The sequence below is a fragment of the Caballeronia telluris genome, assembly GCF_001544495.1.
Classification (GTDB): Bacteria; Pseudomonadota; Gammaproteobacteria; order Burkholderiales; family Burkholderiaceae; genus Caballeronia; species Caballeronia telluris.
The window spans coordinates 43649-62565 of sequence record NZ_FCNZ02000005.1; the positions used below are offsets into that span (position 1 = coordinate 43649).

Sequence of the window (18917 nt, forward strand, 5' to 3'; positions counted from 1 at the left end):
GAAACGAGGTCTTGGCAGTTCCGAGCCGGAATCTCTTCGTCGCATCAACACTTCACTGATTCGCCACCCACCATGTCGTTCCCGCTGCATCGCGGAAGCCGCCTCTGAAATCGTCATCTGGATGCTTGCGTTCAGGTGGCTGCACCGGCTGCGCGCCGTGCCGAATCGCGCGGTCATAGACGGCTTGCGCATCCGCGACATAGACGTGGACATGCGGCGCCGCACTTTGCTCTGCGGTTACGCCGCCGCCGATCATCACGATGCTGTCGTCGATGCGAACTTCCGCGTGCATCAACGTCCCATCGGATCGATCGACGCGACGCGTCACTGCGCCGTCGAACACGCCCTCCAGGAAGCGGATGATGTCCTCGGCATTGACGCAGATGAGATACGGACTGACCGACGGATAGCTCGCTGGCTTCCATTCACTCATGATCGAATCCTGTCTGAAGATGACCCGGGGCGCTCAGCGTAACGTAAAGATTGTCCGTGACCGATATTGGCGCAAGCGGCGATGCTATGCTGCCTGCGACTCTTGAAGACCCCTCGACAGAGGTTCTTGTTAGTGCGCCCTCGTTCGAGCGCGATCAAACACTCCTCGCGCCGCGCCCTAAACAATACTGTCCAACGCCTTGGCGAACCTGGCAACAGCGCCTTCGACGTCATGCAGTTTGTCCAGTCCGAATAACCCGATGCGGAAGGTCTTGAAGTCGTCAGGCTCGTCGCATTGCAGGGGGACGCCGGGCGCGATCTGCAAGCCGGCGTCGGCGAACTTCTTCCCGGATCGTATGCCGTCATCGTCCGTGTAGCTGACCACGACGCCCGGAGCCTCAAAACCTTCGGCCGCCACGCTTTTGAAACCTGCGCCAGTCAAGAGCGAGCGAATGCGCTTGCCGAGTTCAAGCTGCTCCACTCTCACTTTGTCGAAGCCGTAAGACTCGGTTTCCTTTATGACGTCACGCAGCGTCGCGAGACTGTCCGTGGGCAGCGTCGCGTGGTACGCGAACCCGCCGTGCTCGTAAGCTTCCATGATCTGCAGCCATTTGCGAAGATCGCAGGAGAAACTGGTGCTGGTGGTCAGCTCGATTCTTTCGCGGGCGAGAGGGCTGAGCATGACCAGCGCGCAGCAAGGTGACGCGCTCCATCCTTTTTGCGGTGCGCTGATGAGGACATCGACGCCGCTCGCCTGCATATCCACCCAGACCGTACCGGAGGCGATGCAATCCAGTACGAACATGCCGCCGACGGCATGAACGGCGTCGGACACCGCGCGCAAATAGACGTCAGGCAGCATCATTCCGGATGCGGTTTCGACATGCGGCGCAAAGACCAGATCCGGCTTGTTTTCCTTGATCGCAGCGACCACTTCTTCGATCGGAGGCGGCGCATAGGCGGCCTGCCTGCCTTGTTGGACCGGTCGCGCCTTCAACACCAACGATTCAGACGGAATGCCGCCCATGTCGAAAATCTGCGACCAGCGGAAACTGAACCAGCCATTGCGGATGACCAGGCACTTCCTGTTCGTCGCGAACTGCCGGGCAACGGCTTCCATGCCGAAGGTCCCGCTGCCCGGAACGACGACGGCCGACTTCGCGTTGTAGACTTTTTTCAGCGCGGCGGAAATATCGCGCATGACGCCCTGAAAGAGCGCCGACATGTGATTGATCGATCGGTCGGTGTAAACGACGGAATATTCGAGGAGGCCCTCGCGGTCGACATGGGGAAGTAATCCTGGCACGGTCGTCTCCGGTGATAGACGAATAAACGAATCGAATACAGATTCTAACTAAAGCCACCGGCAACGGCACTCGGCCGAGCAAAACCGCGCTTTCGCCGATGGCGCCGCGCTTCGCGTCTTCGGGGACGACGGCGTCGAACGGCGCGCTGGATCTCGCGATCGGCTATCTGGGCAAGATGGGAGAGAACCTGCATCAGCAGCCGCTGTTTAGGCGCTCACTCGTCGGCATCGTCAAAGGCGGCGCGACGCGCAAGAAGGTGTGGATGACGCTCGATGAGTTCGTCGGGCGCAAGCATGTGGTCGCGGGCACGCTCGCGCTCACGAACCAGTCCTCGTCGCCACGTCCGATTTCATTGCGGCCGTGCCCGATAAACTCGCCGAGTGTTCTCGCGGCTCGCGGATGTCGACGTGTTTTCGTTGCCGATCAAGCTTCCCGATCTGACGGTCCAGCAGTTCTGCGCGCGCGGCATCACAACGATGCAAGACACAGGTGGTTCAGAGAACTTGTCGCCGAAACGCTCGGGCAAACGGGTTACCGGCCGCCGCCGCGAAACCCGTAAGCCCGCACGTCAATCGGTGAGCTGCGCGGCAACGCGCAGCCGATGCACAACTACGCAATGGCTTCGGCCTGACGCGTACGCGGCAGCATCCGTTCGAACTCACGCTTGACGATGCCGTAGCATTCACACGCGCGCGCCTCGAGCGCAGCGCGATCGAGCACCTTGATGCAACCGCGGCTGTGCTGAATCAGCCCCGCGTCATGGAGCTTGCCCGCTGCTTCCGTGACACCCTCGCGACGCACGCCGAGCATGTCCGCGATCATCTGCTGCGTCACGCGAAACTGGTCGGACGAAGTGCGGTCTGCCTGGATCAACAGCCAGCGGCACAACTGCTTGGCGAGCGCATGATGGCGATTGCACGCGGCCGTCTGCGCCACTTGCGTCAGCAGCGCTTGCATATACAGAAGCATCACGCGACGCAGAAAATCGGAGCGGCCGAAGTGTTCGCGCAACGCACTTGCGCTCATCCGATAAGCGAAACCCGCAGCCTGAACCTGAACGCGAGTGGGCATCGTATCGCCGCCGGTCAGCACGGGCACGCCCGTCATCCCTTCACGGCCCACTGCCGCCACTTCGACCGAACCACCGTCTTCCATCGTGTGCAGAAGCGAGACGATGGCCGTGGTCGGAAAATACACGTGATGAATGCGCTGGCCCGAATCGCACAGCAGTTGCTCGGTGCGCAATTGAACGAGTTCGAGATGAGGTGCGATGGCTTGCCATTCATGCGCCGGAAGCGCGCCCAACAAATGATTGCCGTGCAGGTCGGACTGAAGGGTCAACATGATTTTCTTTCGCCTGGTCTGTGCGCGATGCGCTGTACTTTTTCCGGTCCGCTTCCGCTTCGTGAACGCATCTGCGGCGTTTATCGAAATTTGGCGTGACCGGCCCCGTAGCACTGTTATTGCCGCTCGTTCGACGCGGGTTGGCGGCTGTTCTTGTGCTTTGTCGTACATAAGCGAGAGGCGTGCCAGCGACCGAAAAGCGCCTACCAGTAAGCGGGATCACGGAATGTCCCGCAACGTACGGTAGGCGTTCAGGCGGATTTGATTCAGTTTTGAACAGACGAAAAGAACATGCCGGTCGCCGAAGGCGGTTTCATGGCCGCATCGGAAACGGGTGTAGCGTTTGCGCGCTTTCATCGACGGGATTCGTTCGACACCGCGCTCGAATCAAACGCTGGCCCAAAGACGTGCGTCGGAAATGTTGCAAACCTGGTCGTCGCCATGTCAGGAAGCGTGCACCACGAAGGCGCCCGCCACCTCGGCGCCCAGTGCAGCAGGCCATTGGTTCGTTCACGTCGTTCGCTTAAGCGGCTCAGACGGACATCGCGCAAGCCAAATGAAAACGTTGCATTTGCGAGAGTGGCGCAGGCTGCGCTGGCGAGCCGACTTTCGGCATCACGTGCGCCAGCGCGCTCTCGCGGTTTGAAATCGCGCGGCGTTACTCAGCCTCGCCGGATGGCGCAGCTATCAGGAAGCACGCCACAGCATTCGGGAGCGCAGTCCGATGTAATAGAAGGCCCGCGCGTTTCTCACCGGCTCAAGTCATCCTGCGATGCGTTTGAAACTGACGTAGTAATCGTCGGTGTAATAGCAGTCGGTGGTCTGCTTGCGCGGTCCGCCACATACGATGCGACGCTGCCCGCGATCCGTCGAGCCAGGCGTGCGCACCGTATAGGCATGGTAGTAGCCGCGCGGATGCTCCGGCAGCAATGCCGCGCTGTTGCGGAACAAGACACCGTCCTCGCCAAAAGGGAAAGGGCCGCCCGCTTTGATCAGACGCAGTGTGTCGGCTGCTTCCGCCGGCAACTGCGCCTTGGTGACGGAGGCCGGCGCGCTGCGCTCCTGCGCGCCTGATGCGGCAGGTGTGCCGCTCGCGGACTGTCCAGGCTGAACCGGCGCCTGACTCGCGGATGCGCCTGATTCCTGAGCCGTGTTTTGCTTCGTGTCCTTGCCGCATCCGCCAAGGATCGCGCTCAAGGCGAGAATGCAGGAGAACGCCCATGCTCGCTTCATGAATCGTTTGTCTCCGGGTTGACCAGCATTCGACGACCACCAACGATTCGGCGCGATCATAGGCAGCCAGCGCGATGGCGTGCACGCGGCACGCTACCAGGGCTTTTGCGCGACATTGCACGACGCAGGGATCACGCACGACGGCGTTACTGACGGGGCATCGCCTGACCCGACCGCGATTTTCCCGACCAACGATCTCCGCGCGCTCGGCGCGATGCATGCCGCGGCGGACCTTGTCCCCAACATACCGCGCGACCTCTCGGTTATCGGCATCACGGATATTCAACTGGCACGCGAGTCGCGGCCCGCGCTCTCCACGGTGGCGGTGCCCACGGAAGTCGCCGCAACGATGGCGATCAAGCTGCTGCACGCATTGATCGACGGCTCGGCTGTGGGCGCGGTGCGCAAGCGCTATCCGTGAAGCGCTTCAATACACGTCTAGCCTCAAGGCCGACGATGCACCCAGTCCTTCATTGGATGCGTGTCGAGCCACCGAAGCTGTCGGTTTCGGCGATGCTCCTGTCTGTAGTGTTCCATTACGAGGATTCCTGCAAGCGCAAGAACGACCAGCCCTAAGAGCACGACGGTCATCGACTCGGTCATGACAGACTCCTCAGGTTCACGAAGTGATTCGATTGTACTGCTAGCGGTGCCACACGATGACAACGCGCACACTCAATCGCCAGCGGGGCCGACGAAACAGCGAAGAAGCGGACCAAGCTTCATCGCATCAGTCGGCTTTGCGCAAAATGCGTCGAAGCCGGACTCCTTTGCGCGCGCCAGATCGGCCTCCGAAGCCAGTGCCGAATGCGCGATCAGCACGGTCTCCGACGTGCTCTCTGTCGCTCGAAGTCTCGCTGCCACCTCTAGCCCGGACATGTCCGGCATACAGATATCGAGTAACACCGCCTGCGGCTGCCAGCGCGCGGCGGCATCAACAGCCGCGTCCCCGCGGTAGGCGACTTGCGCATCGAAACCGTCGAGTGACAAAACCATGCTGATTGCGTCAGCGGTGTCGGCGTAGTCATCGACGACAAGGACGCGCGGAACGCGGCGCCCGCTTCGTTTGCGCGTAGTCCATATCGTGCATTTCAAGGGTATGCCGGACTTGTCGGCGGTCATATCGGCATCCCACGCGGTCTCGGAGTGATCGACGGCATTGAAGGTCATTCATCTGTCCAATGCCAGTATAGGCGCAGACGAATGCAGCGGCGTCGAAGAAAAAACGTTGGGACCGGCTGCTCAACCCATTTGATTGCGCCGCTCGCTTTCGGGCGCTTGGGCTTGGGTGTAGTCTGAGTTGCCGCGCGCCTACGCTGCGGTGACGATCCCGTCGTGAGGAACATGCGCTGCGGCGCGGCAGACTCGATGAAACCTTGGTCCATGATTGGCGTGCGCGATCTACTCGCTGCATTCGTCATCGGTTCGACGCTGCTCTTCCTGAGTTCTACCGCGACAGGCGAAGAAGAAGCGAGCGCGACGCAAATGCAAGGCAGGCGTATCGACTTCGCCAGCCTGCCGCTCGGCGATGCGATCAAGACGGTTCAAGGCAACGGAATGCGAAAGCTGGCTGTATTCGCCGACCCGTATTGCCCTTATTGCAGGACGCTTGAGCGAAGGCTAAGCGAGGTGCCCGACGTCACGATTTATACGTTTCTATTCCCGATCCTCACAGCCGATTCGAAGCGAATGGCTGCTGCAATCTGGTGCGCATCCGACCGCTCAGCGACCTGGCATGCCTGGATGCTCGATGGCCGAACTCCGCTCCGACGCGTGTGCGCCGGCGCGCCGCTTGAACGCAATCTCTCGCTGGCGAAAGGTTTAGGGGTAAGAATCACGCCCACGATCATCTTTGCAAACGGCGAGCTGGTCACGGGTGCCATTCCACTCGACGACCTGAAGAGCTTGCTCGCGCCTTAGCTATCTCTTTCGCAAAGCTATCCGGGATTGCTCACGAGATCGTGTATCGGTTCTGCGAGCCGCCGGTGTAAAGGTTCTGGGCAAGCCCAAGAATGCGATCGCGGTTGCGGTCGAATGCAGCCAGCAGCGCGGGTTCGCCAGTGCCGATATCCGGGTTCAGTTTCTTGAGCATCGCATCGTCGACGAGAAAGGAAATCTCGCGCGCATTGTCATAGCCCCAGAAGCACACACAGTGTCGCGCTGGGTCGTAGCTGCGGCTCGGATTGGGGAAGCTGAGCGCCACGGACTTTTCTCTCATTGTGTCGACGTGACATAGCGCCACTTGCTCGCATTGACATCAATGCGCGCGTAATTGATGCGCCGTTGTTGAGCGCGGTCGGCGTCGGCGCGCTCCAGGGCCGAGGCACGCGACTTCTGCGCGAGGGCGTGTTCGCTTTGCTTGGCCGGGATGGATGCGTTCGTTTTAATGGGCGATGACATGGCTATTCCAATGCAAGAGTGTGAAGTAGAGGGATTACGATCCGGAAGATGCGTCCTCCAGGTGTAAGGCACGCAGGTCGCGCGTCACCGTTCACGCCGTGCCTTCGTGCCGGTGTCTGAACCAGTTCGGATAAGGCCTGAGCCTTCGAGAAAGGGGCCGTCGATGGAGAGAGATTGACCCGCTTTCGCGCGTAACTGCTATTTCTTCTTGGTGGGCGCGCTGGCTGCAGTGCTCTTGGAAGTCGTCGTCCAGGACACGGCTTCCGCGGGAGAAGCGACCTTTTTCGGCTGTTTGGGCTTCTTTACCTCTCGATTACTACGCGCTTGACCCTTTGCCATCATGTTGCTCCGCTTCGACGGGCGCGAAGGCGCTCGTCACGACTCACAGTGTGGGCGCATTCGATGAGATTGTCGCGATCTATTTTCAAACGGACCACATGCAGGAACGCCCCACTCCTTATGTCCCGGGCGGCGAAGTTTTTTTGCCACGTCGGCGTGGCTTCGGCTCGACGCCCACGCGCCAGTCGCGCGCAAGCACGAGCGACGTCATCCTTTGCGCGATGTCTTCAAACGCCGGATCGGCTTGCGGCACGAAAAGCCATTTCCCAAGCACGGGATGCGGCCGCAAAGCAGGCATGTCTTCGATGAGAGCCGCGTGGCGCTCTTGCGATGTGCAAACCAGCAAGCCATTCCAAGGCTCGTCCCGATCGGCTACGACCAGACACAACAGGCCGTCGATATATGCGGCGTCGCAGCCGAACATCCGTCTGCGAATGTAGGTTGCATCGCGCTCGAATGCTTCGAAGATCCAGACGAGGGAATTTCCTATGGTCGATGGCATGGATTGGCCGCTACCACGAAGCATCCACATCGAGCGGATACACCGGCCGTTTCAATTTCCTGAACTCGAACAGCCCGAAATCGGAACTCGTGACACCGCGGCTGTCGCATTCGACGAGACCCTGCGCGATCGGCACGAACACCGGCCGGCAATACATCCGCGACTTGAGGATCAGAAATCGCGCGCCGCGCGGATCGATGCCGACGCTCTCGAATACGCCCAGATCCCACGGCTCGTGCGTGCGCTCGGTCACGAGGACGCGCGCCGAGCCGGTATCGAGCACCGCCGCGCGGCCCATATACGCGCGCTGTCCCGTGTAGGTCGGGCCGCTGATCACGTATTCGCCATCTGTCACCGCGCTCACGACGCCCGTCAGCGTGAGCGGCGGGCGCGGCTTCGCCGCGTTGCCTGCAAGCTTGTTGCCGACATCGAGCGTGACCGTCGCTCCGACGCCCGCCGCCGTGAGCGTCGCGACTGCTTGCGGATCGCACAACGGCCCGGTCACGATGCCGTCGAGACCCTGCTTCAGCGCTTCCTCGAAGACATCCATCGTGTCGCACGTTCCCCCCGACATGCAGTTGTCGCCGTGATCGAGCAGCAGCACCGGCTTGCCGCCGTCGCGGCCGAGCGCGGCGCCCTCGGCCACCGATTCGGCCAGCGGCGCGCTGCGATAGAAGAACTCGTCGCGCACATCCCAGATCTGCCGCGCGATGCGCTCGGCGGCCCGCGCCGCCGCCTCGCGATCGCCGTCGCCGACAACGACCACGCTGATGCACGGCGCCTCGATATCCGCGAGCGAAAAGCCCGACAGCACCGACACGGCGAGCATGCCTTCGCGTTCGGCGGCACGTGCCGCCTCGACCGCCCGTTTCATCGCGCCCGCCGCCGTCGTGCTGCGCAGCGTGTGCGTGAGAAGCGGCGGCTGCGCCCACGCGATAGCCGGCTGCGCGCGGCCATGCACGCGATCGAACATGAGCCGCGCGGCATGCGCGCCGGACTCGTACATGTCGACGTGCGGATAAGTCTTGAAGCTGACGATCACGTCCGCGTTGTCGATCATCTTCTGCGTGACGTTGGCGTGCAGGTCGAGCGAGACGGCGATCGGCGCATCGGGCAGCATGGCGCGCACCCGTTCGAGCAGATCGCCCTCGCCGTCGTCCGAGTTCTCCGCGACCATCGCGCCGTGCAGATCGAGCATCACGGCATCGCAGCCGCGCGCGGCCTCGACGATGGCGTTGCAGATCGCGTCGTAGGCGGCGGCATGAACCGGCCCGCTCGGATTCGCCGATGCCGACACCGGCGTGACGATCTGCGCGCCCTCGCGCTCGGCTGCGTCGATGAACGCCGCCATCGCAGTCTGCATGCCCTTGTTCTCGCGATACGCGTCCTCGCCATAAGCCGGTCCGTTGCGGCCGAACGCCGAAAGCGGCGTCGCGACCGGCGAGAACGTGTTGGTCTCGTGATTCATCCGCGCGATCAGGATTTTCATGCGGACTCCGTTTGCGTCGAACCGGCGGCGCGCAGCATCGCATGCAGCAGCACGTTGCAGCCGGCTTCGAGATGATCGGCGCGCGCGTCCTCGATTTCGTTGTGGCTAATGCCGTCCTTGCACGGCACGAAGATCATCGCGGCGGGGGCGACGCGGGCGAGATACACGGCATCGTGACCGGCGCCGCTCACGGCGTCCATCGACGAGAGACCGAGTGCGCCGGCGCCTTCGCGCACCGACTCGACCAGCGCGGCATCGAACGGCTGCGGCGCAAAATACACGACCTCCTTCACGTCGACCGGCAGCGGCGCGTTCGCGCACGCGGCGCGCAATGCGGCGTCCATCGCCCGGAGCGAGGCGTCGTCGGCGGCGCGCAGGTCGACGGTCAGTGCGACGCGGCCCGGTATCACGTTGCGCGAATTCGGATGCACATCGGCGCAGCCGACCGTCCCGCGACCGTGCGGCGCGTGATCGAGCGCAATGCGATTGACCGCGCGAATCAGGTCGGCGGCGACGAGCAGCGCATCGCGGCGCAGTTCCATCGGCGTGGGGCCGGCGTGCGCTTCCATGCCGTGGATCGTGAGGTCGTACCAGCGCTGGCCGAGCGCGCCCGTCACGACGCCGATGGTCTTGTCGTTGGCTTCGAGGACCGGCCCCTGTTCGATGTGCGCTTCGAAGTACGCACCGACCGCATGCGGTGCGAGCGCCGCGCCGTCGTAACCGATGGCGCACAGCGCGTCGCGCACCGAGACGCCTTCGCGGTCGCATTGCGCGAGCGCGTGGTCGAGTGTGAAAGCGCCTGCGAACACGCCGGAGCCCATCATGACCGGCACGAAGCGCGATCCTTCCTCGTTGGTCCACACCGCGACTTCGAGCGGCGCGTCCGTCTGCACGTTCGCGTCGGCCAGCGTGCGCAGGACTTCGAGCCCGGCGAGCACGCCGTAGTTGCCATCGAACTTGCCGCCGGTCGGCTGCGTATCGATATGGCTGCCGGTGGTCACGGGCGGCAGGTCGTCGCGGCGTCCCGCACGGCGCGCGAAGATGTTGCCGATCGCATCGACGCGCACCGTGCAGCCCGTCTCCTTCGCCCACTCGACGAAGCGATCGCGCGCTTCGCGGTCGAGTTCGGTCAGCGCGAGACGGCACACGCCGCCTTTCGCGGTCGCGCCGATCTGCGCGAGGTCCATCAGGCTTTTCCAGAGGCGCGCTCCGTCGACGCGCAAGCCGGCCAGCGCCGGCAAATCGTGAACCTGCATCGCGTTTCCTTGCAAATGATGGATGATGGGACCGGCCTCAGACCACGCCGACGCCGAGGTAGCGATCCTTGATGGTGTCGTCGGCGGCGAACGCGGCGTTGCTGCCCTCGTAGACGATCCTTCCCTGCTCGATGATCGTGTGCCGGTCTGCCAGCTGCGTGCACACTTCGAGATTCTGCTCGACGAGCAGGATCGCGACGCCCGCCTGCTTGATGAGCTTCAGTTGCGCGACGATCTCCTCGACGATCACCGGCGCGAGTCCTTCGACCGGTTCGTCGAGCATCAGGAGGCGCGGATGGTTCATCAGCGCGCGGCCGATCGCGAGCATCTGCTGCTCGCCGCCCGACAACTGTCCGCCGCCGTTCGCGCGACGTTCCTTGAGGCGCGGGAAGATCCGGTAGATATCGGCGAGCTGCCACGGCGAATCCTTGCGCGCACCGAGGCGCAGGTTCTCCTCGACGGTGAGCAGCCGGAATATGCCGCGATGCTCCGGCACGAAGCACACGCCGCGCGCGGCGATCTTGTGCGCCGCGAGTTTCGCCGTCGGCTCGCCCTTGAAGACGATTGTGCCGCGCGCGGCAGGCACGACGCCCGCGATGCTCTTGAGCGTCGTCGACTTGCCCGCGCCGTTGCGCCCGAGCAGCGTGACGGTCTCGCCGTCGCCCACCGTCAGCGAGACGCCCTGAAGAATGTGGCTCTTGCCATAGAACGCGTGAATGTCCCGCACGTCGAGCATCATGCGCGGCCTCCGGTGATCATGTTGCCGAGATAGGCACTGCGCACGCGCTCGTCGCCGCGAATGTCGTCGGGGCGGCCTTCGACCAGCACGCGTCCCTGCTGCATCACGGTGATGGTGTCCGAAATGTCCATCACGATCCCCATGTTGTGTTCGATCAGCACCACGGTGTAGTCGTCGCGCAGGCCGCAGATCAGTTGCTTCATGTCGTCGAGGTCGTCGATGCCCATGCCGGATGTCGGCTCGTCGAGAAAGATCGCCTTCGGCTTGGCGGCGAGCGCCATGCCCACTTCCAGCCGCCGCTGTTGTCCGTGCGACAGCACGCCCGCGGACGACGCCGCGAAGCGCTGCAACGCGAGGCGTTCGAGGATCGCGTCGACCGTTTCCGCGTGTTCGAGCGCCCCGCGCGGCGGCTTCCACGCGTTGAGCGCGCGTTTCGAATCGACGCCTTGCGCCGCGAGCCGCAGGTTCTCGCGCACGCTGAGGTTCGCGAACAGGCTCGTCACCTGGAACGACCGCGCGATGCCGCGCTTCACGCGGCGGTGATCGGGCTCGTGCGTGACATCGTGGCCGTCGAAGACGATGTTGCCCGCCGTGATCGGCACGGTGCCCGTCAGCACGTGAAAGAGCGTCGTCTTACCCGCGCCGTTCGGACCGATCACGGAGTGGACCGTGCGCGGCTTGATCCGTAGATCGACTTGCGCGAGCGCGGTGAACTTGCCGTAGCGCTTCACCACGCCCTTCGCCTGAAGAATTGCTTCGCTCATGCGGCCTCCCCGTTTCGGCGCACCGCCCGCCAGATTCGTTCGCCAAGACCCCAGAGGCCGCGCTGCATGAAGAGGCTGACCGCGATCAGTACGAGACCGAGCAGCAGCAGCCAGCGCGGCCACAGTGTCGAGAGCCAGTCGGCGAAGAGCACATAGAACGCCGCGCCCAGCACCGATGAAAAAAGATTGCCCGTGCCGCCGATCACCGTCATCACGAGGATCATCTCGCTCGTGTGATAGTCGATGTTCGAGAGCGGCGCGATGCCGGTCATCATCGCGTGGAGCGCGCCCGCGAAACCCGTCACGGCGCCCGACACCACGAACGCCGCCAGCTTGAAGCGCTTGACGTCGTAGCCGACAGCCGCCGCGCGCGCTTCGTTTTCGCGGATCGCGAGCAGCGTGCGGCCGAAAACCGAATGCGAGACGCGCATCATCAGCCAGAACGCGGCCAGGAACAGCACGGCCACGAACGCGTAGTACTGCCACGGCGATGCGATCGGAACGAGCGCGCGGCCAAAGAGCGAGAGCGCGGGACGCGGGATGTCGAGCAGGCCGTTGTCGCCGCCCGTGAGGTTGGGCGTCGTGTAGGCGAGGAAGTAGAACATCTGCCCGAACGCGAGCGTCAGCATCACGAAGTACGCGCCGCGCTGCCGGATCGAGAACCAGCCGACGAGCGCAGCGGCCGCAGCGCCGACGACGATCGCCGCCACGAGCGCGGACGGCGCCTGCAAGCCCGTCTTCGTCAGCACGAGGCCCGCGCTGTAGCTGCCGAGCCCGAAGAAGATGCCCTGGCCGAACGACAGCAAGCCGGTATGCCCGAGCAGCAGATTGCAACCGAGCGCCGCGAGCGCGAACACCAGCACTTCGGTCGCGAGCGAGCCGGAGCGCAGCGTCATCGGCAGGATGCAGACGACCAGCACCGCGAGCAGCATGAACCGGTAGCGATTGAGCGTTGCGCTGAGCGAACGCGGCGGCGCGCCCGCATCGAGTGTCTTGGCGTTCATGCGGCTCTCCCGAGCAGTCCGTTGGGACGAAGCAGCAGCACGGCCGCCATCGCAACGTAAATCATGAGGCGCGCGCCTTCGGGCCAGAGCGTGCTCATGACGCTTTGCACGATGCCCACCAGCAGCCCGCCGACGAGCGCGCCGAGAAAATTACCCATCCCGCCGACCACCACGACGACGAATGCCACGCCCAGCGCCTCGATTCCCATGAACGGATCGACGCCGCGAATCGGTGCCGCGAGCACGCCCGCCAGCGCCGCCGTGCCCGCTCCGAGCGCGAACACGAGACTGAAGATGCGCGTCACGTTGATGCCGAGCAGCGACACCATCTCGCTCGACTCGCTGCCGGCGCGCACGGCGCTGCCAAGCCGCGTACCTTCCAGGATCCACCACAGCAGCACGGCGAGCACCGCCGTGAAGCCGATCACGAAGAGACGATACTTCGGGTAAATGAAGCTGCCCCACATCACGACGCCATTCAGGACGTCAGGCACCGGAACGTTGTCGCCGAGCGGCCCCCAGATCAGGATCGCGCATTCCTGCAACACGAGTGCAAGGCCCACGGTCGCGAGGATATGAAACTCGTGCTGTTGCGCGTAGACGTGACGCAGGATCGCCTTTTCCACGACCCACGCAAGCGCGCCCGTCACGACCGGCACGACGGCAAGCGCGACCCAGAAGCTCATCGACCACTGCATCGCCTGATAGCAGAAGTAGGCGCCGAGCAGATAGAACGCACCGTGCGCGAAGTTCACGAAGCGCAAGAGCCCGAAGACGATCGACAGCCCCACCGCGAGCAGGAAGTACAGCATTCCCACGCCGATGCCGTTCACGACCTGCAATAGATAAACGTTCATGAGCTTTCGTCCGAAGAGGATCGACGCAAACGGCCGCGCGAGGCGGCCGTCCGCCGGCAGGCGATCACGCCAGCTTGCATTGCGTCTGGTCGAGCGGCAGGAAGGACTGGCCCGAGCTGACGATATCGGCGTAGTCGTCGGCGTTTTTCATCTTGCTCTTCGCCTTGCCCTTGAGCAGATAGTAGTTCTTCAGCACCTGATGGTCGCCCGCGCGGATTTCCTCGGCACCGGTCAGCCCGTCGTACTTCATGCCCTGCAACGTCGCGATCACTTTCTTCGGATCGGCACTGCCCGCCTTCTGGATGCCGTCGAGCAAGATCTTCGTGCAGATGTACGAACCGGCGAGGCTGTAGTTCGGGTTCGACTTGTAGGTGGCGCTCACGCGCTTGACGAAATCCTTGTTGAGCGGCGAATCGATCGCGTGCCAGTATTGCGCGCCGAAGTACACGCCGTCGCACAGGTCCGCGCCCAGCGCCTCGAACTGCTCCAGCCCGGACGCCCACGCGAGCAGGATCGTGCAGTTGTTCTTCATGCCGAAGCTGACCGCCTGGCGCAGCGTGTCCGACGACTGCGAGCCGAAGTTGAGGATCAGCAGCACGTCCGGCTTCGCCGCCACCGCGTTGGTCAGATAGCCGCTGAATTCCTTTTCGTTGAGCGAGTGGTAGCTGTTGCCCACGTGCTCGATGCCCTTCTCCTTGAAGATCGCCTTGGCGGCCGAGAGCAGCCCTTCGCCGAACACGTATTGCGGCGTGATCGTGTACCAGCGCTTGGCCTTCGGCATCGACTGGATGAGCGGACGCACCGTCTGCTCGATCGCACCGAAGGTCGGCACCGACCAGCGGAAGGTCGCGCTGTTGCAGTCCTTGCCGGTGATTTCATCGGCGCCGGCCGTCGTGATGAAAACGCCGCCGGCCTTCTCCACTTCCTTGCCCATCGCGAGCGATTCCGACGAAAGAATGCCGCCCGCGAAGAAGCGTGCATTCTTCTGCTGCGCGATTTCCTGCACGCGGCGTACCGCCGTGGCGGGCTTGCCTTCCGTATCGAGCACGGAATAGGCGAGCGGGTCGCCGAGCACCTTGCCATATTGTTCGATGGCGAGCTTCATGCCGAGATCGGCATACTTGCCGTTGGCCGCGAAAGGTCCCGACATCGGCACCGGGCAGGCGAACTGGATCGGCGCGCCCTGCGCGAATACGCTCTTCGAAAGCAGCATCTGGGCAGACCCGGGAACGGCCGACAACGCGGCCAGCTTCAACATGTTTCGGCGATTCAAATTGGTGCTCCTAGTAAGAAAACCGCATGTGACCGACTGCTGCATCGTTGGCTGAACCGCGTTTGCGATGCGACTATTTTCCCCATTCGCCTCGCTCTATTTATCATGATAAATAGAATGAACCTGATGCTAGTTATAATAAATTCGGCTGTCAATCAGGCATTATTCGCGGTCGCCGCTTGTCTGTACGTCTGTCACGCTGCATGACGCAACAGGTCGTTTACAGGCACGCCCGGGCGTTCATGAGGAGCATCGAGATGGCGATGGATCGAACGAAGGCCGGCGCCTCGATCGAGATCAAGCAGCAGAAGCGGCCTGATCTCGTGGCGGAAGAAATCAAGCGGCTGATCACGGAAAAAGACTTGAAGCCCGGCGACCGGCTGCCGCGCGAAGTCGAGTTGCAGCAGATGTTCTCGGTGAGCAAGAGCACGATTCGCGAGGCGCTCAAGTCGCTGGAGGTGCAAGGCCTCATCAAGGTGACGACCGGGCCGAGCGGCGGCGGCACGATCGTCGAAGTGCCGCTCGACCGCACGCTGCAGTTGCTGCAAAACTATCTGTTCTTCAAAGACGTCACCATCGACGACATCTATACGGTGCGCCAGTTGCTCGAGCCCGAGCTTGCGGCGGGCGCGGTGCCGCATCTGACCGAACAGGACTTCGTGGCACTCGATGCGAACATTGCGTGCTGCGACGGCGCCGGGTCGGTCCACGGCGACAAAGACATCGTGCGCAAGCGTCAGGAAGACGTGAACTTCCACGACATCCTCGCCGCCGCGAATCCCAATCCGTTCTTGCGCTTCAGTTGCGAGCTGATCAATGAAATGATCCGGCAACTGATCGAGTTTCGAAACGACACGCCGCAGGCCGAGCATGAACGATTCGGCCAGGCGAACGTCCGGATCCACAAAGCGATCGTCAAGGCCGCGCGGGATCGCGACGCGCAGAAAGTGCGCGAACTGATGGTCGTCCACATGACGGAAGCGCCGCGCTACGTAAAGCGGATGAAGGGCAAGCTGCGCGGCCGTTTGATCCTCGATTCCGAAATCCGTCGGCGCATGAAGATCGAGCCCGCAGCGGGGTCGTGATGGTCCTCGCCGAAAGGTTCGCATCACACTGCCAGTCGCACTGAAGGCGATAGGATCATCACATCCACCGAAAATTGTGTTGCGATCCTCACGGCAATTGCCGGCCGCATGGGGAACAAATGTTATTGACGCATCATTTGCGTGATGCGAAGATCACAAGATAGCGCGCGGCCCGATCGCGCGACATAAGAATTCGTCATATCGACGAAGGAGACATCCGGATGAGTGCGCCGGTTGCGGTCGCGGCCGTTTCATCGCCCCGATCGCCATTGATCCGCGTAACAGGCGTCACCAAGAAATTCGGTGGCGTGCAGGCGCTGCGCGGCGTGAATCTGGAGGTTCTGCCGGGCGAAGTGCATGCACTGCTCGGCGAAAACGGCGCGGGCAAATCCACCCTCATCAAGATACTGAGCGGCGTCCACGCGTACGACGAAGGCTCGATCGAAATCGACGGCCGCAAGGTCGCGTTCGAATCGCCGGCGAAGTCGCGCGAGGCGGGCGTCGCTGTCGTTTATCAGGACCTGAGTCTCGTCGAGTCGCTGTCGGTCGGCGCGAACCTGATGCTCGGGCGCGAGCCGCGCACGCGGCTCGGCTTCGTGCGGCAACGCGAACTGATGGCACAGGTCAGCGCGTTTCTGCGCGCACACAACATTCCGCTCGATCCGCGCGTGCCTGTCGATTCGCTGCCGTTCGCGTACCGGCAGATGACGGAGATCTGCAAGGCGCTGATGGGCGACGTGCGCGTCCTGATCCTCGACGAACCCACATCCGCGCTGACGGGCGGCGAGGAACAAATTCTCTTCGACGCGATTCGCACGGTGACGGCGCGCGGCGTCGGCGTGATCTACGTGACGCACCGGCTGAACGAGGTGTTTCGCATCTCGCAGCGCGTGACCGTGTTCCGCGACGGCGCCAACGCCGGCCAGTTCGCCACCGCCGAGACCGACATGAAGCAGCTCGTCGCGGCGATCGTCGGACCGCGTCATGCCGCGATGCAGGCCAGACAGGAAACGTCGACGGGCACGGCCGCGCGAACAACGCAGAACGCACAAGCACAAGCGCATGCGATTGCCCGCGACCCACCCGTGCTGACGCTATCGAAGGTGAGCAACGCGCGTCTTGCCAGCGTCGATTTCTCCGTGCACCGCGGCGAAGTGCATGGCCTCGCGGGACTGATCGGCAGCGGGCGCACGGAAATCCTGCAGACGATCTTCGGCCTCTTGCCGATTCACGAAGGCACGATCGAACTCGACGGCCAGCCGCTCGCCCCGCGCCGCCCCGCCGACGCAATCGCGCGCGGCGTCGCGCTCGTGCCCGAAGACCGGCATCTGCAAGGGCTCGTGCTCGATCATTCGATCGAACGCAATCTGACACTGCCGCGCCTGCCGCAGTTTTCGCGCGGCGGCTGGCTGCGCGCGCAAGCCGCCGCACAACAGGCGCGCATCGCGATGAAGCAGCTTTCCGTGAAGGCGCCCGATGCGTCGACGCCCGCGAAGTTTCTTTCCGGCGGCAACCAGCAGAAGGTGGTGTTCGCCAAGTGGAATCATCCGCGGCCAACGCTCTTGCTGCTCGATGAACCGACGGTCGGCGTCGATGTCGGCGCGCGGGAAGAAATCTACGGCGTCGTGCACGACGCGGCGCGTGCGGGCACGGGCGTCGTCGTCGTGTCGTCGGATCTGGACGAACTGTTGCGACTGTGCGACCGCATTTCCATCGTGGTGAACGGCTCGATCGAACGAACCGTCGAGCGCGCGCAGATTCGTCATGCGGAAGAACTGCACCATCTCATCCAGCTTCCCCGTCCTACCGAAGAGCTTGCGACATGAACGAGTCCGTTTCGCCCTTGCCCGCCGAGCAACAGACCGCCCAGCGCCACGGACGCGCGCGGCGCCTCGCGCGGCTTCTGTTGCAGGGCGACCGCCCGTACATGCTGTATATCGCGTTCGCGATTCTGCTGGTGGTGTTCAGCTTCGCATCCCCGTGGTTCCTCTCGATCGACAACTTCCTCAATATCGGACGGCAAACGGCGCTCGTGTCGATCATCGCGATCGGCATGACGTTCGTGATCATCGCGCGGCAGATCGATCTTTCGGTGGGATCGGCGCTGGCGCTGTCGGGCATGGCGGCGGCGCTCGCGATGTCGCACATCACCGATAGCTGGATCGTCGGCGCAATGGCGGGCATCGGGACGGGCGCGATCGTCGGCGCGATCAACGGCTTCGTCACGACGCGGCTGAACATCCCGTCGTTTCTCGTCACGCTCGGCGCCTTGAGCGCCGCGCGCGGCCTTGCGCTGATGGTCACGACAACGCGCCCCGAGATCATCACGAACGACCGGTTCATCGCGATCTTCGGCGAAGGAAACATCGCGGGCGTGCCCGTGCCGATCCTGTGGACATTGCTCGCGGTGATCGGCGGCATTCTGCTTCTGCACTACAGCGTGTTCGGCCGGCAGATCTACGCGGCGGGCGGAAACCCGACGGCCGCGCTCTATTCGGGCATCAACATTCGCCGCGTGACGACACTCGCGTTCGTGCTGACGGGCGTGCTCGCCGGGCTCGCCGCGCTCGTGCTGTCCGCGCGCTCGCATGCGGCGCGGCCGGACGTCGTGCAAGGCATGGAACTCGACGTGATCGCCTCCGTCACGCTCGGCGGCTGCAGTCTCTTCGGCGGACGCGGCTTCATTCTCGGCACGCTGCTCGGCAGTCTCATCATCGGCACGCTGAATAACGGCCTCGTGCTGCTCGGCGTGAGTTCGTCGCTGCAACTCGTCATCAAGGGCGTCATCATCGTGGCGGCTGTTGCGTTCACCCGCAAATGACGACGCGTGACGGGTCATGAAGGGCAATGCAAAAAACGGCAGGAGACGCAGTACATCACGACCAACGGAGGA

At 63.2% G+C, this 18917-nt stretch carries 21 protein-coding genes and 1 pseudogene; 6 read left to right on the forward strand and 16 right to left on the reverse strand.

All coding sequences use genetic code 11. The annotated features are described in order from the left end of the window. Positions 1 to 52 precede the first annotated feature (52 nt). Positions 53 to 433: a VOC family protein gene (locus tag AWB66_RS08170; protein ID WP_087629786.1), complete on the reverse strand. Its 381-nt coding sequence runs from the start codon at positions 431 to 433 to the stop codon at positions 53 to 55. 177 nt (positions 434 to 610) lie between these two features. Continuing rightward, positions 611 to 1738 (reverse strand): aminotransferase class V-fold PLP-dependent enzyme, encoded by a 1128-nt coding sequence (locus tag AWB66_RS08175; RefSeq protein WP_087629787.1) that lies wholly within the window; start codon positions 1736 to 1738, stop codon positions 611 to 613. Positions 1739 to 1836: 98 nt separating this feature from the next. Between AWB66_RS08175 and AWB66_RS33635 the strand changes: the two genes are divergently transcribed. Beyond that, a complete protein-coding gene (locus tag AWB66_RS33635; RefSeq protein WP_087629788.1) occupies positions 1837 to 2298 on the forward strand; it encodes a type 2 periplasmic-binding domain-containing protein in 462 nt (153 codons plus the stop codon). A 50-nt stretch (positions 2299 to 2348) separates the two neighbouring features. Here AWB66_RS33635 and AWB66_RS08185 read toward each other — a convergent pair whose 3' ends face one another. The 3 genes from AWB66_RS08185 to AWB66_RS08190 form a co-directional block, all read right to left on the reverse strand. Then, positions 2349 to 3083, reverse strand: coding sequence for a Crp/Fnr family transcriptional regulator (locus AWB66_RS08185; protein WP_087629789.1), 735 nt, complete (start codon positions 3081 to 3083; stop codon positions 2349 to 2351). A gap of 219 nt (positions 3084 to 3302) precedes the next feature. Then, the gene (locus tag AWB66_RS33640; RefSeq protein ID WP_159462890.1) at positions 3303 to 3440 is read right to left on the reverse strand and encodes a hypothetical protein; all 138 of its coding nucleotides are present in this window, start codon (positions 3438 to 3440) and stop codon (positions 3303 to 3305) included. A 405-nt stretch (positions 3441 to 3845) separates the two neighbouring features. Continuing rightward, entirely contained in the window at positions 3846 to 4316 is a 471-nt protein-coding gene (locus AWB66_RS08190; RefSeq protein WP_087629790.1) for a ribonuclease, read from the reverse strand. 37 nt (positions 4317 to 4353) lie between these two features. Between AWB66_RS08190 and AWB66_RS08195 the strand changes: the two are divergent. Further along, positions 4354 to 4704 (forward strand): annotated as a pseudogene (locus tag AWB66_RS08195) (substrate-binding domain-containing protein); the annotation flags it as partial. A gap of 287 nt (positions 4705 to 4991) precedes the next feature. Here the strand turns inward: AWB66_RS08195 and AWB66_RS08200 are convergent. Then, complete coding sequence (locus AWB66_RS08200) at positions 4992 to 5486, reverse strand: response regulator (protein WP_235021038.1); 495 nt, start codon at positions 5484 to 5486, stop codon at positions 4992 to 4994. A gap of 198 nt (positions 5487 to 5684) precedes the next feature. Between AWB66_RS08200 and AWB66_RS08205 the strand changes: the two genes are divergently transcribed. Then, the gene (locus AWB66_RS08205; RefSeq protein ID WP_159462891.1) at positions 5685 to 6236 is read left to right on the forward strand and encodes a DsbC family protein; all 552 of its coding nucleotides are present in this window, start codon (positions 5685 to 5687) and stop codon (positions 6234 to 6236) included. A 31-nt stretch (positions 6237 to 6267) separates the two neighbouring features. Here the strand turns inward: AWB66_RS08205 and AWB66_RS08210 are convergent, their stop codons facing one another. From AWB66_RS08210 to AWB66_RS08255, 10 genes are all read right to left on the reverse strand, one after another. Next, on the reverse strand, positions 6268 to 6519 hold the full coding sequence (locus tag AWB66_RS08210; RefSeq protein WP_407642273.1) for a DUF1488 family protein: 252 nt from the start codon (positions 6517 to 6519) through the stop codon (positions 6268 to 6270). A gap of 11 nt (positions 6520 to 6530) precedes the next feature. Beyond that, positions 6531 to 6716, reverse strand: coding sequence for a hypothetical protein (locus AWB66_RS08215; RefSeq protein WP_087629794.1), 186 nt, complete (start codon positions 6714 to 6716; stop codon positions 6531 to 6533). 457 nt (positions 6717 to 7173) lie between these two features. Further along, positions 7174 to 7557: a hypothetical protein gene (locus AWB66_RS08220; RefSeq protein WP_087629795.1), complete on the reverse strand. Its 384-nt coding sequence runs from the start codon at positions 7555 to 7557 to the stop codon at positions 7174 to 7176. Positions 7558 to 7567: 10 nt separating this feature from the next. Then, a complete protein-coding gene (locus tag AWB66_RS08225; RefSeq protein WP_087629796.1) occupies positions 7568 to 9046 on the reverse strand; it encodes a M81 family metallopeptidase in 1479 nt (492 codons plus the stop codon). Continuing rightward, a complete protein-coding gene (locus AWB66_RS08230) occupies positions 9043 to 10302 on the reverse strand; it encodes a Zn-dependent hydrolase (RefSeq protein ID WP_087629797.1) in 1260 nt (419 codons plus the stop codon). The genes AWB66_RS08225 and AWB66_RS08230 overlap by 4 nt, the downstream gene beginning before the upstream one ends. Positions 10303 to 10339: 37 nt before the next feature. After that, positions 10340 to 11041: an ABC transporter ATP-binding protein gene (locus AWB66_RS08235; protein ID WP_087629798.1), complete on the reverse strand. Its 702-nt coding sequence runs from the start codon at positions 11039 to 11041 to the stop codon at positions 10340 to 10342. Next, a complete protein-coding gene (locus AWB66_RS08240) occupies positions 11038 to 11805 on the reverse strand; it encodes an ABC transporter ATP-binding protein (protein WP_087629799.1) in 768 nt (255 codons plus the stop codon). Before AWB66_RS08240 ends, AWB66_RS08235 begins: the two co-directional genes overlap by 4 nt. After that, entirely contained in the window at positions 11802 to 12809 is a 1008-nt protein-coding gene (locus AWB66_RS08245) for a branched-chain amino acid ABC transporter permease (RefSeq protein ID WP_087629800.1), read from the reverse strand. The genes AWB66_RS08240 and AWB66_RS08245 overlap by 4 nt, the downstream gene beginning before the upstream one ends. Continuing rightward, a complete protein-coding gene (locus AWB66_RS08250; protein ID WP_087629801.1) occupies positions 12806 to 13666 on the reverse strand; it encodes a branched-chain amino acid ABC transporter permease in 861 nt (286 codons plus the stop codon). Before AWB66_RS08250 ends, AWB66_RS08245 begins: the two co-directional genes overlap by 4 nt. A gap of 64 nt (positions 13667 to 13730) precedes the next feature. After that, the gene (locus AWB66_RS08255; RefSeq protein ID WP_087629802.1) at positions 13731 to 14939 is read right to left on the reverse strand and encodes an ABC transporter substrate-binding protein; all 1209 of its coding nucleotides are present in this window, start codon (positions 14937 to 14939) and stop codon (positions 13731 to 13733) included. 257 nt (positions 14940 to 15196) lie between these two features. On the opposite strand from AWB66_RS08255, the gene AWB66_RS08260 reads away from it, so the two are divergent. The 3 genes from AWB66_RS08260 (at position 15197) to AWB66_RS08270 (ending at position 18845) form a co-directional block, all read left to right on the forward strand. Continuing rightward, a complete protein-coding gene (locus AWB66_RS08260) occupies positions 15197 to 16024 on the forward strand; it encodes a FadR/GntR family transcriptional regulator (protein WP_087629803.1) in 828 nt (275 codons plus the stop codon). A 221-nt stretch (positions 16025 to 16245) separates the two neighbouring features. Next, entirely contained in the window at positions 16246 to 17850 is a 1605-nt protein-coding gene (locus AWB66_RS08265) for a sugar ABC transporter ATP-binding protein (RefSeq protein WP_087629804.1), read from the forward strand. Further along, entirely contained in the window at positions 17847 to 18845 is a 999-nt protein-coding gene (locus AWB66_RS08270) for an ABC transporter permease (RefSeq protein ID WP_087629805.1), read from the forward strand. Before AWB66_RS08265 ends, AWB66_RS08270 begins: the two co-directional genes overlap by 4 nt. Positions 18846 to 18917: the final 72 nt, after the last annotated feature.

Excerpts from the sequence above, each read along its gene's own strand:
- AWB66_RS08170 (WP_087629786.1), bottom strand. The coding sequence starts at position 433 with ATGAGTGAATGGAAGCCAGCGAGCTATCCGTCGGTCAGTCCGTATCTC.
- AWB66_RS33635 (WP_087629788.1), top strand. The coding sequence starts at position 1,837 with ATGGCGCCGCGCTTCGCGTCTTCGGGGACGACGGCGTCGAACGGCGCG.
- AWB66_RS08185 (WP_087629789.1), bottom strand. The coding sequence starts at position 3,083 with ATGTTGACCCTTCAGTCCGACCTGCACGGCAATCATTTGTTGGGCGCG.
- AWB66_RS33640 (WP_159462890.1), bottom strand. The coding sequence starts at position 3,440 with ATGAAAGCGCGCAAACGCTACACCCGTTTCCGATGCGGCCATGAAACC.
- AWB66_RS08190 (WP_087629790.1), bottom strand. The coding sequence starts at position 4,316 with ATGAAGCGAGCATGGGCGTTCTCCTGCATTCTCGCCTTGAGCGCGATC.
- AWB66_RS08200 (WP_235021038.1), bottom strand. The coding sequence starts at position 5,486 with ATGACCTTCAATGCCGTCGATCACTCCGAGACCGCGTGGGATGCCGAT.
- AWB66_RS08205 (WP_159462891.1), top strand. The coding sequence starts at position 5,685 with ATGAAACCTTGGTCCATGATTGGCGTGCGCGATCTACTCGCTGCATTC.
- AWB66_RS08215 (WP_087629794.1), bottom strand. The coding sequence starts at position 6,716 with ATGTCATCGCCCATTAAAACGAACGCATCCATCCCGGCCAAGCAAAGC.
- AWB66_RS08220 (WP_087629795.1), bottom strand. The coding sequence starts at position 7,557 with ATGCCATCGACCATAGGAAATTCCCTCGTCTGGATCTTCGAAGCATTC.
- AWB66_RS08225 (WP_087629796.1), bottom strand. The coding sequence starts at position 9,046 with ATGAAAATCCTGATCGCGCGGATGAATCACGAGACCAACACGTTCTCG.
- AWB66_RS08230 (WP_087629797.1), bottom strand. The coding sequence starts at position 10,302 with ATGCAGGTTCACGATTTGCCGGCGCTGGCCGGCTTGCGCGTCGACGGA.
- AWB66_RS08235 (WP_087629798.1), bottom strand. The coding sequence starts at position 11,041 with ATGATGCTCGACGTGCGGGACATTCACGCGTTCTATGGCAAGAGCCAC.
- AWB66_RS08240 (WP_087629799.1), bottom strand. The coding sequence starts at position 11,805 with ATGAGCGAAGCAATTCTTCAGGCGAAGGGCGTGGTGAAGCGCTACGGC.
- AWB66_RS08245 (WP_087629800.1), bottom strand. The coding sequence starts at position 12,809 with ATGAACGCCAAGACACTCGATGCGGGCGCGCCGCCGCGTTCGCTCAGC.
- AWB66_RS08250 (WP_087629801.1), bottom strand. The coding sequence starts at position 13,666 with ATGAACGTTTATCTATTGCAGGTCGTGAACGGCATCGGCGTGGGAATG.
- AWB66_RS08260 (WP_087629803.1), top strand. The coding sequence starts at position 15,197 with ATGGCGATGGATCGAACGAAGGCCGGCGCCTCGATCGAGATCAAGCAG.
- AWB66_RS08265 (WP_087629804.1), top strand. The coding sequence starts at position 16,246 with ATGAGTGCGCCGGTTGCGGTCGCGGCCGTTTCATCGCCCCGATCGCCA.
- AWB66_RS08270 (WP_087629805.1), top strand. The coding sequence starts at position 17,847 with ATGAACGAGTCCGTTTCGCCCTTGCCCGCCGAGCAACAGACCGCCCAG.